The following is a 13,671-nucleotide window of genomic DNA, read 5'->3' as shown; positions in this document are numbered from 1 at the left end:
GGATGCAAACTAACCTTTGCAGGGGCCCCATGACCACCCCTCTCTTGCCCCTTTGACGCGAGGGCGCTACACCACGCGCGAGATCGAGGATATGGTTATGGCAAAAGAGAAAAAACAGCCCCGCCCTAAAGCAGAGACGCCGCGTGGATTTCGCGATTACTTCGGCGCGGAGGTGTTGGAGCGGCAAGAGATGCTTGCCAAAATTGCCGAAACCTATCAGCGCTATGGCTTCGACCCGCTTGAGACATCCGCCGTGGAAACCGTGGAGGCCTTGGGGAAATTCCTGCCTGACACGGATCGCCCCAATGAGGGCGTTTTTGCTTGGCAGGAGGAGGAAGACGGCGGTTGGGTCGCGCTGCGCTATGACATGACCGCCCCCTTGGCCCGCGTAGCGGCGCAATATCGCAATGATTTGCCAAGCCCCTATCGCCGCTACACCTTTGGCCCCGTTTGGCGCAATGAGAAGCCAGGGCCGGGGCGCTTCCGCCAATTCTACCAATGCGATGCCGATACGGTCGGCGCGGCCAGCGTTGCCGCAGATGCCGAGATTTGCGCGATGCTGTCAGACACGCTTGAGGCTGTGGGTATTCCGCGCGGCGATTATGTGGTGCGGGTGAACAACCGTAAGGTGTTGGATGGGGTTCTGGCGACCATTGGATTGTCCTCCGAGGATGAAGCTACCCGCCAAGCTGTGCTGCGCACGATTGATAAATTCGACAAAGTGGGCCGCGAAGGCGTGATCCAATTGCTGACCAAGGGCCGTTTGGATGAGTCTGGGGCTTATATCGATGGCGTGGGTCTTGATGCGGCAGCGGCCGATCAGATCGTGGCATTCCTGTTGGCGCGCGCAGACAGCAATGCCGAGACTTTGGTGATGCTGCGCAAGCTGATTGGCACATCTGCGATTGGTGAGGCTGGGGTGGCCGAACTTGAAACCATTGCCACGCTGCTTGACGCGCAAGGCTATGGCCCCGACCGGATCGTGATTGATCCTTCGGTGGTGCGTGGCCTTGGCTATTATACGGGCCCCGTGTTCGAGGCGGAGCTGACCTTTGAGATTCTGGATGACAAAGGCCGCCCGCGTCAATTTGGGTCTGTTGCAGGCGGCGGACGTTATGACGATTTGGTCAAACGCTTCACAGGCCAAGATGTGCCTGCAACGGGTGTGTCCATCGGGGTTGATCGCCTCTTGGCCGCATTGCGCGCCAAAGGGCGGATCAGCGGCGCGATGCAGGGGCCTGTCGTGGTGACGGTCATGGATCGCGACCGCATGGCGGATTATCAAGCCATGGCGACTGAGTTGCGCAATGCGGGCATCCGCGCCGAGGTTTACTTGGGCAACCCTAAGAATTTCGGAAATCAGTTGAAATATGCAGATAAACGCGAAAGCCCTGTTGCGGTCATCCAAGGTTCGGACGAGGCCGCGCGCGGCGTGGTTCAGATCAAGGATTTGATCTTAGGGGCCAAGATTGCAGCCAATGCAAGCCTTGAGGAATGGAAGGCGCAACCTGCACAGCGCGAAGTGGCGCGCGGTGATCTGGTCGCCGAAATTCGCGCTATATTGGAGCGTCAGGGATGAGCCAAAAAGCGGCCATTCGTTCGGAGGCGGAGCGGTTCTTTGCAGCATTTCAAGCCGCGGGCGCCGTGGCTTTTGAGGCCGATCATTTGCTGCCTGCTGATACGCTGCTTGATCTCTATGGCGAAGATATCCGCGCGCGGGCTTATGTCACGCATGACCCCAATCGCGGCGAAATGATGCTGCGGCCCGATTTCACCGTGCCCGTGGTGCAGCGCCATATGTCGGACGGGGCGGAGCCTGCGCGCTACAGCTACATGGGCGAGGTTTTCCGCAAGCAGGAGGCCAGTCCCGCCCGCGCGAGCGAATATCTGCAAGTGGGATATGAGCTGTTTGATCGTGATGACCCTGCGCGCGCAGATGCCGAAGTCTTTGCCCTTTTTACCTCATTGCTTGCCCCATATGGCCTGCGTGCCGTCACTGGCGATATTGGCGTCGTTTTGGCCGCGATATCTGCCCTTGATACAACCGAGCGGCGCAAACGCGCCTTGCGGCGTCATGTGTGGCGTCCGCGCCGTTTTCGGCGCTTGCTGGATCGTTTTTCAGGCCGCAGCGATGCCCCTGCGACCCGTGCAGCATTGATTGCCCAGATGTCGGATTTAGGGCCTGAAGCCATGATTGACGCCACTGAAAATTGGAGTGGTCTACGCAGCCCCGCTGATGTCTTGCGCCGTATGCGCGCTTTGGCCGAGGATGATGATGCGCCCAGTATTTCGGCGGCGCAGGCCGAAGCCTTGGAGCGGGTTTTGTCCTTGCGCGAAACCCTACCAAACGCAGTCGCACAATTGCGGGATTTGGCTGTGGATTTACCGCAGATCGATAGCGCCATTTCAGGCTTGGTGCGCCGTATTGAGGCGATGTCCGCCGCAGGTGTCGCCGTAGATGACCTATGGTTCGAGGCCTCCTATGGGCGGACGAATATGGAATATTATGATGGGTTTGTGTTCGGCTTTTTCAACGAAACTGACCCGCATATGCCCCCCGTTGCCACAGGTGGACGCTATGATGCGCTGACCAAAATCTTGGGCAATGGTCGTGAGATTGCTGCCGTGGGCGGGGTGATCCGTCCTGAATTGCTGCATGGCCTCTCGTGTCAGGAGGGTGGCATATGACGTTGCGTATTGCGGTGCCGTCTAAGGGGCGGTTGATGGAAAAGACCTTTGATTGGTTTGCAGCGCGCGGGGTTGAGATGCGCCGCGCAGGCTCAGAGCGCGATTATGCTGCCGAAGTTTCGGGGGCGGATATGCAGTTGATGTTGCTGTCTGCGGGAGAAATTCCGCGCGAAATGGCGGCGGGCCGCATTCATTTGGGCGTGACAGGCACCGATCTTGTGCGTGAGAAGATCCCCGCATGGGATCAGTCGGTCGAAGAATTGGCCGAGCTTGGATTTGGCTTTGCGGATTTGGTTTTGGCCGTGCCGCAATGTTGGATTGATGTGGATTGCGTGGATGATCTGGACGCTGTTGCCGCAGATTTCCGCGAGGCCCATGGGATGCGTTTGCGGATCGCCACGAAATACCATCGTCTTGTGCGGGACTATCTGCGCGCTGCAGGTGTTGCCGATTATCAATTGGTCGACAGCCAAGGCGCGACCGAGGGCACCGTGGCGCATGGCACGGCGGAATTGATCGCTGATATCACCTCAACAGGGGAAACCTTGCGGGCCAATAACCTGAAAATCCTGTCGGATGGGATGATCTTGCGCAGCCAAGCGATGCTGTTTCGGGCGCGCGGCGCAGATTGGACAGATGGGGCCCGAGCCGCCCTTGATGGGCTGAAAACCAAGCTTTCGATCTAAAGAACGCCGATTTCAGCCAAAGCAGTTTGCAATTCACGCGGCAAAGTTTCTTCTTCTGCGCGATTGGCGTTTAAATCTCGGGGGCTGTCTTCGGGTTTGAGGTAGCGCCACCCTTGAAACGGGCGTTTGGGCGTGGGTGTCACGCGGGTGACGTCCTGTTCCAAAACGATGCCGCAGCGCCTGATCCCATCGCCGCGATCAACCTCCTCGAGGGCCAAGATTTTTTGGCGGCACAGGATCAATCCTTTGAACACCCAATAAAGCGATCCGCCTGCAAGAATTTCTGCCTCACGCTTGGGCCACATCCGTGTCACATGGCGCGGCAGGCCCGATGGCCCCAAGGCGCGCGGGTTCTTTTGCCAGTTCAAAAGATCCTGCACCTCTTCGGCGCCGACACATAATTTGACCAGATTTATGGTGCTGCTCATATCTCTTCCCCAAAGTCCCTCAAGATATGGTATGCTATTTTTCACAAGGTTCAAGTTGACCGCTTGCGCCAAGGCCCCTAGTTTGTGTTTCCCCATCTGATCGTGAAAGTCTGCGCTATGTCTCGTTTTGCCGCCCCGATTGCTGAACAAATTTGGGATATGAAATATCGCCTTAAAGAGGCGGATGGCACACCCATTGACCGCACTGTCGAGGACACTTGGCGGCGGATCGCGCGGGCTTTGGCCTCGGTGGAGAAAGATCCCGCCTATTGGGAAGAAAAATTCTACGAAGCCCTTGAGGATTTCAAATATCTACCGGCAGGTCGCATCACGGCGGGTGCGGGAACGGGGCGCAGTGTCACGCTTTTCAATTGCTTTGTCATGGGCACAATCCCCGACAGCATGAGCGGCATTTTTGATATGCTCAAAGAGGCGGCTTTGACGATGCAGCAGGGGGGCGGGATCGGCTACGATTTCTCGACCATCCGACCCAAAGGCGCGGATGTTAAGGGCGTGGCCGCGGATGCCTCTGGCCCGCTGAGTTTTATGGATGTTTGGGATTCCATGTGCCGCACGATTATGTCGGCTGGCTCGCGCCGCGGCGCGATGATGGCAACGATGCGCTGCGACCACCCAGACATCGAAGATTTTATCACCGCCAAATCTGATGCGGCGCGGCTGCGGATGTTCAATGTCTCTGTTCTCGTCACCGATGCCTTTATGGAGGCGGTCAAAGCGGACGGGCCTTGGGAATTGGTGTTTGACAACAAGGTTTACCGCACGGTGCAGGCGCGCGACCTGTGGAACCAGATTATGCAATCGACCTATGATTACGCTGAGCCAGGTGTGATTTTTATCGATCGCATCAACCAATCCAATAATCTGGCCTATTGCGAAACCATTGCGGCAACCAATCCGTGCGGCGAACAACCTTTGCCGCCCTATGGGGCGTGTTTGCTTGGTTCTGTTAACCTTGCGCGGCTTGTGCGCGCGCCGTTTGAGGCGGATGCGGCCCTTGATCTTGAGGCGCTGAAGGATTTGGTGCGGGTCGCTGTGCGGATGATGGATAACGTGGTGGATGCCAGTCGTTTTCCCCTCGAGGCACAGGCGCGCGAGGCCCAAGCAAAGCGGCGCATTGGTTTGGGTGTGACGGGTTTGGCCGATGCCCTTTTGATGCTTGGCCTGCGCTATGGCGCCGATGACGCAGTGGCGCAATCCGAGATTTGGATGAAGGAAATTGCCCATGCGGCCTATTGGGCTTCGGTTGAATTGGCGCGGGAAAAAGGTGCATTCCCCTTATTTGACGCCGAGGCGTTCTTGGCGTCCGGGAATATGGCGCAGATGGATCAAGATTTGCGCGAGGCGATTGCCAAAGATGGCATCCGAAACGCGCTTTTGACCTCGATTGCGCCCACAGGCACCATCAGCCTTTATGCGGGAAATGTCTCCTCTGGGATTGAGCCCGTTTTTGCCTATAGCTACACGCGCAAAGTGTTGCAGCGGGATGGGTCGCGCAGCGAGGAGGAGGTGACCGATTACGCGGTAAAACTTTGGCGCGAAAAACAGGGTGATGCAGAATTGCCTGCGTTTTTTGTAAATGCGCAAACCCTTGCCCCTGCTGATCATGTGCGCATGCAGGCGGCCGCGCAGAAATGGGTGGATAGTTCCATCTCGAAAACCATCAACGTGCCGCAAGATATCAGCTTTGAGGCCTTCAAAGATGTCTATCTGCAGGCTTATGAAACGGGCTGTAAGGGGTGCACCACTTATCGCCCCAATGATGTGACGGGCAGTGTCCTGAGTGTTTCTGAGGCAGAAGCAAAGCCAGATGGCGCCACCGCGCGCGAGGCCTCTACGGGCGAAGTGGTTTATATCTCCGAGCCGCTAGAGCGGCCGCAGACCCTAGAGGGCAATACCTATAAACTGAAATGGCCCGATAGCCCGCACGCGATTTATATCACGATCAATGATGTCGTGCTCAGCGGTCATCGTAGGCCGTTTGAGGTGTTTATCAATTCCAAGAATATGGAACATTACGCGTGGACAGTGGCGTTGACGCGGATGATGTCGGCTGTCTTCCGCCGCGGCGGTGATGTGAGTTTCGTGGTAGAAGAACTCAAAGCCGTGTTTGATCCGCGCGGGGGGGCATGGATTGGGGGTAAATATGTGCCCTCGATCTTAGCGGCGATTGGCGGTGTTATCGAACGGCATCTGATCTCAATCGGGTTTATTTCGGGCGAGGGGATGGGGTTGAAAACCGATCCCACCGCCGAGGTCTATGATTTGGGCGCAGGCCGCACAGGGGCGGCAGAGTGTAATTCCTGTGGGTCTTCTGCGATGCGGATGAGCGAGGGGTGCATGACTTGCACCGATTGCGGCTATTCAAAATGCGGCTAAGTCCCTGTGGATAACACAGCACAGTCATAAACAAATTTTAGACACAATTTTATTATTAATTGCCTTGTGAACGCGGCTGGCCGTAATCTGGCCCTGTCAGGTTTATTATGCGCTCGCCTTTGGCCAGAGTGACGTTTGCAAGGATATTTAATAATGCGATTTGGTTCCAAAGGCATCCTGCTTGGGCTGTTGATCATTGCGGGGGGCGCTTTGCCTGTGGCCGCTGAAGACGCGGGATTTACCTATCTCGGCAATGGGCGGTTGCTGAACAATGATGTCATTGGGGATGGCGAAGATCGGTGGCGCACAGGCTCCTATTCCATCAGCGTGCTTTACGGATCGGAATGGCAGGGTGATTTGACCTCACGCCCGCTCGATGTCATCGAATTCCGCCTGCGCGGCGAGGCGATTGCTCCTGCCAATGTCACGACCCCTGCGCTGAATGATCGCCTCTATACGGGCGTGTTGGCCTTTGGGGTGCATAGCCATTTCAATTGGCGCGGTGCCGATATTGCGATGGGCGCGGATATTTTGGGGGTTGGCCCACAGACAGGCATTCGCGAGTTGCAGCGCGATTTGCATGAGGCGTTAAGCCAACCCGTTGTGAATGCCGGCAATCGTGAATTGCAAAACAAGACCCTATTGGATCTTAGTTTTGAGGCGAATAATGAATATGCGATCTCCGAAGGGGTCTTTCTGCGCCCGTTCCTTGGTCTGACCTACGGGGCAGAGGATTTGGCCCGTTTTGGGTTTGACCTGACATTGGGTCAATGGGGGCAAAACGGGTTGCGCCTACGAGATCCAATCACGGGTCAGCGGTTTAGTGGTATAGCCTCTGAGGAGGACAATGGGCTATCTTTGGTCTTGGGTGCGGATTGGGCCTATGTCGATGCCTCTGAATACTTACCCGCGGGCCATGGTGCTGATGCACAAGATGAGCGTCACCGCCTACGCGGGGGTGTGCATTATGGCCAAAACGGCTACACGGCCTTTTATGGGGTGACCTATCTCTCGCCCGAATTTGCCGGCCAAACTACGGGGCAGGTTGTTGGGTCGGTCAGCCTTGGATGGAATTTCTAACCCCCCTCCTTGAACATAGGTCTATGTGCGAAAATTCGCCAAGACGCGTCAAAGGGGATTCACAGAACGAATCACCCATGCTAGCTTGCCGCCCAAGCCGAAACATAAACGGCACGCATTGAGGCAAGTAAGGCAGGCATCGCATGAGCATGGGGTTGCGCGGTGCGTTCATCATTTCTTGGGCGCAGACGCGGATCGAGGGAGACTCGGACTATAATAAGAAAGATCTGGCTGAAGGGATGAGTTGGAGCTGGCACGGTCGTGCCTTCCCGCTTGAAGGCAAAGACGCCGCCCTTGTTCTGACATCCAGCCGTGATCTTCTCCAACTTCGTGCCAAAGCGGCGCGGGTCGTGCATAAGTTCATGCAAAGACCCGCGCCCCTGCCTCACTTGTCGAGCGACCTTGACGATCCCCTGTATCGTGATGCGATGGTGCTGTCCGATGGCGTGCGGTTTTTTAGTGCCGTTCCCTTGACCCTTGAGGATAGCCGCGAAACGGTATTGCTCTTTCCCGATGGCATGCCACCCGCGCGCCAACATTTGACAATCATCTCTTTGGGGGGCGGGTTTTCCGCCCGCTTTCGCCGCCAAGGCCCTGTTGTTTGCTTTGTCAAAGGCACGCGATTGGCCGCACTGAAAGGGGAAATTGCGGTCGAGGATGTGCGGGCAGGGGATTATCTTGTCACCCGCGACAATGGTTTGAAAGAAGTCCTCTGGGTGGGACAGCGCAGCCTGTCAGGCGCGCAGCTTTTTGCCATGCCGCATCTTCGCCCAATTCGATTGCCGCAGGGTCTTTTTGGGAAAGGCAAACCTGAACCCGATCTCTTGGTGTCCCCTGATCATCGCGTATTGATTAAATCGCCCGAGGCACGGGCGCTTTGGGGCGAAGATGAGGTCATGATGCGCGCACAGGATTTGGTAGGCGATTTGGGCGCACGGGTGGATCACCGCGCGGCCTCTGTCACATATTTCCACGTTATGCTTGAGGGGCATCAGGTCGTGATTGCAAACAGTGTCGCGGTGGACAGTTTCCACCCTGCTTATGCAGCACTGCCCGAGGACGAGATGGATGCCGATGCGGCCGCCTGCCTTGATGACCTTTATGAACGTCATCCTGATCTTGCAGGCCATCCCGATCTGTTTGGCCCTGCTGTGCGGCGGATGTTGGGTGCGGCTGAAGCCGCGATTTTATCCGCCCATCTTGGGCCATCGCGTGGGATTTACGGCTTAAGCTAGGCTTGATTTCCCCCATGCGCTTGACAGCGCGAGGAATCCCCTATAGCCCCCGCGTCACTGAGGCACCGTTTGCGGTGCTTCTTTTCATTGGTGTTGGTGGCCCCCGCAAGGGAACGCCTGTCGGCCAAAGCGAAAGCAGCGGCAAAGGACAACGCCCTTCATAGCCCCGATCTGGGGCGTTCTAACGAAGGAGATCAGCCGTGACCAAACGCACGTCTGCCAAGTATAAAATCGACCGCCGCATGGGCGAAAACATTTGGGGTCGCCCCAAATCCCCAGTAAACCGCCGCGAATATGGCCCAGGCCAGCATGGTCAGCGCCGCAAGGCGAAACTGTCTGACTTCGGCACGCAGTTGCGCGCCAAGCAGAAGCTGAAGGGCTATTACGGCGATTTGACCGAAAAGCAATTCCGCCGCATCTATGCAGAAGCAGAGCGCGTAAAAGGTGATACAGGTGAAAACCTTATCGGCCTGTTGGAGCGCCGCTTGGACGCCGTTGTTTACCGCGCGAAATTCGTGCCAACCGTTTTTGCGGCCCGCCAATTCGTAAACCACGGCCATGTTTTGGTGAACGGCAAGCGCGTCAATATCCCATCCTACCGCGTGAAGGAGGGTGATGTTGTTGAGGTGCGTCAGAAATCCAAGCAATTGGCAACAGTTCTGGAAGCTGTGCAATTGGCAGAGCGTGATGTGCCTGACTATGTCGAGGCCGACCATTCCAAAATGACCGCGACTTTCGTGCGCACCCCTAGTTTGGGCGATGTGCCATACCCTGTCGTGATGGAACCAAACCTCGTGGTTGAATTCTACGCGAAGAACTAATCTTCGCCGCCACAAGTTCAGAAGATCAAAAGCGCGCCCCCTGTGGCGCGCTTTTTTGTGACTGTTCCTCTGCAGGGTTCTTTGCTTATGCTCGCCCTTGCGGGTGACGGCGAAGTGAGGAGGGGGGGCGTATGGCCACGCGGAAAAACCCAATCATCTTGGATGAGGAAACGGCGGGCGTTGGTGACGCGTCCCCCGTGGACGCGCCTGCGATTTTTGACGCGCCATCCGCCGCGCCCGATGAACGGCCCGCGCCCCAAAAGATGTCAGGTGCATCGCGGTTTTTGCTCTGGTCGGCGGGCGGCCTTGCCAGTGCGCTTTTGATCAACGCTGTTTGGGGTTTTGTTCTTGATATGATGGCGCGCGGCACAATCTGGGGGCAGGTGGCCCTTGTGAGTGTGGGCCTGTTTTTCGTGGCTGTAATCGTCTTTGCGATCAGCGAATGGCGGGCCTATGCGCGGCTGTCGCGCATGACGGCTTTGCAGGCTGAGGCCCAATCGGCCTTGACCGCCCAAAACCTTGCACAGCTTTCCGCTTTGATCCCCAAACTGCGCGCGCTTTATCGCGATCGCATGGCCGTGCAGGGCGCAGCAGACCACCGTTTGCAGAGTGTCGAGGATGTGCTTGATGCAGATTTGCGAATGGGCGTGATTGAGACAGCGTTTTTGGAAGGGCTAGATGCACAGGCCCGTGCTGAGGTGGCCCAAGCCACCCGCCGTGTCGCCAGTGTCACGGCCCTCGTTCCGATGGGGTCGCTTGATATGGTCATCAGCTTTTGGATCAATCTGCGGATGATCCGCCGTGTGGCCGAGATTTATGGTGGGCGCGCGGGCACGTTTGGCGCCATGCGCTTGGCGCGGTCTGTGATTGCGCAACTTGTGGCGACAGGGGCCATTGCCCTTGGGGATGATTTGCTCAGTTCTACTTTGGGCGGGTCATTGGCAGGGAAATTATCGCGCCGCTTTGGTGAAGGCGTCTTAAATGGGGCGATGACCGCGCGGCTTGGGGTAATTGCGATGCAGCTTTGCCGACCTTTGCCCTTTCACGCCTTACCCCGTCCTGCTTTGCGCAGTGTTTTATCCGAGGCATTTTCTGGGCTTTTCACGGGATCAAAGGGCTGATCGCGCAAAGCGCGGCTTTACCCCGCGCGCCAGCAGCGATATAGGGCTAAGCATGAGACGGATGAACACGCAGATTTCCCTACGAATTATCTGCCCGGCGCTCTGATCAGCAGGGCCGCCGGGACTAAGGTGTTGAGCTATCGCGCCGCTCTTTCCCCGCTCATTGGTCATGGCCTGCCATGACCCGTTTCAGCCAATAGGACGTCCTTCCCATGTGTGCCGATCTTCCCGACTATAAAGACACGTTGAACCTTCCCCAAACTGATTTCCCGATGCGCGCAGGCCTGCCACAGCGCGAGCCTGATTGGCTGGCCCGTTGGGAGAAAATTGGCGTTTATCAACGCCTGCGCGACAAGGCGGCAGAGGCGGCTAAGGCGGGCGCGCCACGCCCACCATTCGTGCTGCATGATGGCCCCCCCTATGCCAATGGTAATCTGCATATCGGTCACGCACTGAACAAAGTGCTGAAGGATATGGTTGTGCGCAGCCAGCAGATGATGGGCCATGAGGCGCGCTACATTCCTGGTTGGGATTGTCACGGCCTGCCCATCGAATGGAAGATTGAGGAGGCCTATCGCGCCAAAGGCCAAGATAAGGATAAAATTGACGTTGTCGATTTTCGTCAGGAATGCCGCCGCTTTGCCGAAGGGTGGATTGATGTGCAGCGCGAGGAGTTCAAGCGCCTTGGCGTAACAGGGAATTGGGACAAGCCATACCTCACCATGGATTTCCACGCCGAGGCGGTGATCGCGGGCGAGTTTATGAAATTCCTGATGAACGGCGCGCTTTACCAAGGCTCGAAGCCCGTGATGTGGTCGCCCGTTGAAAAGACCGCATTGGCTGAGGCGGAAGTCGAATATCATGACCGCCAGACCGATGCGATTTGGGTGCCGTTCCGTGTTGCACGAGGTATCCTTTCAACTGGGGCAGCTCCATCTACAGAACCACCTATTCCAACTGGCGCTGAGACTATAGACGAGCGCGACAACTTGTTTGTCGTGATCTGGACAACCACCCCTTGGACGATTCCGCAAAACCGCGCGATTTGTTTTGGCCCTTCGATTTCCTATGGGCTCTATGAGGTCACCGCGACCCCTGACGAATGTTGGGCCAAGGTTGGTGATCGCTATCTTGTAGCTGATAAACTGGCCGAGGATGCGCTTGGCGCGATGCGTCTTGAGGCGGGCCACTACACGCGCCTGCGCGATGTCAACGCCGATGAATTGGCCACGCTTGTCACCCATCACCCGCTGCATGGGGCTGAGGGCGCGAATGGCGAATGGGATTTTGAGGTCAAACTTTTTGCAGGCGACCATGTCACCGATGATGCGGGCACGGGTTTCGTGCATACCGCGCCAAGTCACGGGGATGATGACTATCAAATCGGCCTCAAGCATGGGCTTGAGATGACCTATAATATTCTGGATGACAGCAGTTTCCGCGCTGATCTGCCCTTCTTTGCAGGGCTTCGCGTCATCGAAGAAAACGGCAAGGCGGGTAAGGCCAATAAGGCCGTGATCGACAAGCTGGTTGAGGTTGGCGGCCTGCTGGCCCGCCGCCGCATCACCATCTCGGACGCGCATAGCTGGCGTTCAAAAGCGCCTGTGATCCGCCTGAACCGCCCGCAATGGTTTGCAGCCATTGATCGCGAGATTGGCGGGGATGACACCTATGGCAAGACCATCCGCGAACGCGCGCTGCGCTCGATTGATGAATTGGTGACATGGACACCGCAAACTGGGCGCAATCGTCTGCATTCGATGATTGAAGCCCGCCCTGACTGGGTTTTGTCGCGGCAACGTGCATGGGGTGTGCCGCTCAGCTGCTTTGTCAAAAAAGATGCACAGCCAAGTGACCCCGATTTCTTGCTGCGCGATGACGCGGTGAATGCCCGCATCCTTGAGGCCTTTGAGGCTGAGGGCGCAGATGCATGGTATAAGGAGGGGGCCAAAGCCCGCTTCTTGGGCAATGAATATGACCCAGATGCCTATGAGCAGGTCTTTGATATCTTGGATGTTTGGTTTGACTCTGGCTCGACCCATGCCTTTGTCTTGCGGGATCGCGAGGATGGCTCAGAGGATGGGATTGCCGATCTCTATCTTGAAGGCACAGACCAGCATCGCGGGTGGTTCCATTCCTCGATGTTGCAGGCTTGCGGCACAATCGGTCGCGCGCCCTATCGCGGTGTTCTGACCCATGGCTTCACGCTGGATGAGAAGGGCATGAAAATGTCCAAATCCTTGGGCAATACGGTCGCGCCGCAGGCGGTGATTGACCAATATGGCGCCGATATCCTGCGGCTTTGGGTGGCGCAATCCGATTACACGGCGGATTTGCGCATCGGGCCTGAGATCTTGAAGAACGTGGCCGACAGCTATCGCCGTTTGCGCAACACGATGCGGTTTATGCTTGGGTCCTTGGGTGATTTAACGGAAGCCGACCGCACAGAAGCCGCCGATATGCCCGAGTTGGAGCGGTTCATCCTGCATCGTTTGTCAGAGTTGGATCGGATCGTGCGCGAAGGCTATGCGAAATATGATTTCCAAGGCGTGTTCCAAGCGCTGTTCAATTTTGCGACCACTGATTTGTCGGCCTTTTACTTCGATATCCGCAAAGACGCGCTTTATTGTGATGGTGATACTGCGCAACGCCGTGCGGCGCGCACAGTTTTGGATCACCTATTCCAACGCCTGACCACTTGGCTTGCGCCGATTTTGACCTTCACCATGGAGGAGGTCTGGCTTGAGCGGAACAAAGACCCTGAGGCCTCAGTGCATCTGGTGGATTTCCCCGACACCCCTGCGGCGTGGCATGATGCAGACTTGGCCGCGAAATGGGCGATGATCCGCCGTGCGCGCCGCGTGGTGACAGCCGCGCTTGAGGTGCAGCGCCGTGACAAGGTGATTGGGGCCTCCCTAGAAGCCGCGCCTGTGATCTACGTGGCAGATGCCGCAATGCGCGCAGCGCTGCAATCTGTGCAGTTCGAGGATTTGGTCATCACTTCTGCAGTGACGCTGAGCGATGAGGCGATGCCCGCGGATGCCTTCACCTTGCCTGAAATTGAGGGGGTTGGTGTGGTCTTTGCCAAAGCGGATGGCGAAAAATGTGCGCGCTGTTGGAAAATTCTGCCTGATGTGGGCAGCCACAGCCATGCCCATGTTTGCGGGCGCTGCGACAGCGCGTTGACCTGAAAATCGCAATCTCGTGACTTGGAA

The 13,671-nt window shown here is 57.0% G+C and carries 10 protein-coding genes; 9 read left to right on the top strand and 1 reads right to left on the bottom strand.

The features are described from left to right. Nucleotides 1-97 precede the first annotated feature (97 nt). The 3 genes from I3V23_07015 to I3V23_07005 are packed head-to-tail and all read left to right on the top strand — an operon-like array spanning nt 98 to nt 3,374. Nucleotides 98-1,579, top strand: a complete 1,482-nt coding sequence (locus I3V23_07015) for a histidine--tRNA ligase (GenBank protein QPI84379.1) — start codon at nt 98-100, stop codon at nt 1,577-1,579. Next, nucleotides 1,576-2,688: an ATP phosphoribosyltransferase regulatory subunit gene (locus I3V23_07010; protein ID QPI84378.1), complete on the top strand. Its 1,113-nt coding sequence runs from the start codon at nt 1,576-1,578 to the stop codon at nt 2,686-2,688. The genes I3V23_07015 and I3V23_07010 overlap by 4 nt, the downstream gene beginning before the upstream one ends. Then, entirely contained in the window at nt 2,685-3,374 is a 690-nt protein-coding gene (locus tag I3V23_07005) for an ATP phosphoribosyltransferase (GenBank protein QPI84377.1), read from the top strand. Before I3V23_07010 ends, I3V23_07005 begins: the two co-directional genes overlap by 4 nt. Here I3V23_07005 and I3V23_07000 read toward each other — a convergent pair. Continuing rightward, nucleotides 3,371-3,802 (bottom strand): DUF1489 domain-containing protein, encoded by a 432-nt coding sequence (locus I3V23_07000; GenBank protein QPI84376.1) that lies wholly within the window; start codon nt 3,800-3,802, stop codon nt 3,371-3,373. The genes I3V23_07005 and I3V23_07000 overlap by 4 nt on opposite strands. A 117-nt stretch (nt 3,803-3,919) precedes the next feature. On the opposite strand from I3V23_07000, the gene I3V23_06995 reads away from it, so the two are divergent. The 6 genes from I3V23_06995 to I3V23_06970 all read left to right on the top strand — a co-directional run bounded on the left by I3V23_06995 (nt 3,920) and on the right by I3V23_06970 (nt 13,647). Beyond that, the gene (locus tag I3V23_06995) at nt 3,920-6,199 is read left to right on the top strand and encodes an adenosylcobalamin-dependent ribonucleoside-diphosphate reductase (GenBank protein QPI84375.1); all 2,280 of its coding nucleotides are present in this window, start codon (nt 3,920-3,922) and stop codon (nt 6,197-6,199) included. Between the two features lie 153 nt (nt 6,200-6,352). Beyond that, complete coding sequence (locus I3V23_06990; GenBank protein ID QPI84374.1) at nt 6,353-7,279, top strand: DUF2219 family protein; 927 nt, start codon at nt 6,353-6,355, stop codon at nt 7,277-7,279. Between the two features lie 143 nt (nt 7,280-7,422). After that, nucleotides 7,423-8,514 (top strand): Hint domain-containing protein, encoded by a 1,092-nt coding sequence (locus I3V23_06985; protein QPI84373.1) that lies wholly within the window; start codon nt 7,423-7,425, stop codon nt 8,512-8,514. Nucleotides 8,515-8,714: 200 nt separating this feature from the next. After that, nucleotides 8,715-9,335, top strand: a complete 621-nt coding sequence (gene rpsD / locus I3V23_06980; protein QPI84372.1) for a 30S ribosomal protein S4 — start codon at nt 8,715-8,717, stop codon at nt 9,333-9,335. Nucleotides 9,336-9,466: 131 nt separating this feature from the next. Beyond that, entirely contained in the window at nt 9,467-10,456 is a 990-nt protein-coding gene (locus tag I3V23_06975; GenBank protein ID QPI84371.1) for a TIGR01620 family protein, read from the top strand. 212 nt (nt 10,457-10,668) lie between these two features. Then, nucleotides 10,669-13,647 (top strand): isoleucine--tRNA ligase, encoded by a 2,979-nt coding sequence (locus I3V23_06970; protein ID QPI84370.1) that lies wholly within the window; start codon nt 10,669-10,671, stop codon nt 13,645-13,647. Nucleotides 13,648-13,671: the final 24 nt, after the last annotated feature.

The sequence above is a fragment of the Rhodobacterales bacterium HKCCA1288 genome, from assembly GCA_015693905.1.
GTDB lineage: Bacteria > Pseudomonadota > Alphaproteobacteria > Rhodobacterales > Rhodobacteraceae > M30B80.
This window is presented reverse-complemented; position numbering and strand designations above follow the sequence as displayed.

Excerpts from the sequence above, each read along its gene's own strand:
- I3V23_06990 (QPI84374.1), top strand. The coding sequence starts at position 6,353 with ATGCGATTTGGTTCCAAAGGCATCCTGCTTGGGCTGTTGATCATTGCG.
- I3V23_06995 (QPI84375.1), top strand. The coding sequence starts at position 3,920 with ATGTCTCGTTTTGCCGCCCCGATTGCTGAACAAATTTGGGATATGAAA.
- I3V23_06970 (QPI84370.1), top strand. The coding sequence starts at position 10,669 with ATGTGTGCCGATCTTCCCGACTATAAAGACACGTTGAACCTTCCCCAA.
- I3V23_07010 (QPI84378.1), top strand. The coding sequence starts at position 1,576 with ATGAGCCAAAAAGCGGCCATTCGTTCGGAGGCGGAGCGGTTCTTTGCA.
- I3V23_06975 (QPI84371.1), top strand. The coding sequence starts at position 9,467 with ATGGCCACGCGGAAAAACCCAATCATCTTGGATGAGGAAACGGCGGGC.
- I3V23_07015 (QPI84379.1), top strand. The coding sequence starts at position 98 with ATGGCAAAAGAGAAAAAACAGCCCCGCCCTAAAGCAGAGACGCCGCGT.
- I3V23_07005 (QPI84377.1), top strand. The coding sequence starts at position 2,685 with ATGACGTTGCGTATTGCGGTGCCGTCTAAGGGGCGGTTGATGGAAAAG.
- I3V23_06985 (QPI84373.1), top strand. The coding sequence starts at position 7,423 with ATGAGCATGGGGTTGCGCGGTGCGTTCATCATTTCTTGGGCGCAGACG.
- I3V23_07000 (QPI84376.1), bottom strand. The coding sequence starts at position 3,802 with ATGAGCAGCACCATAAATCTGGTCAAATTATGTGTCGGCGCCGAAGAG.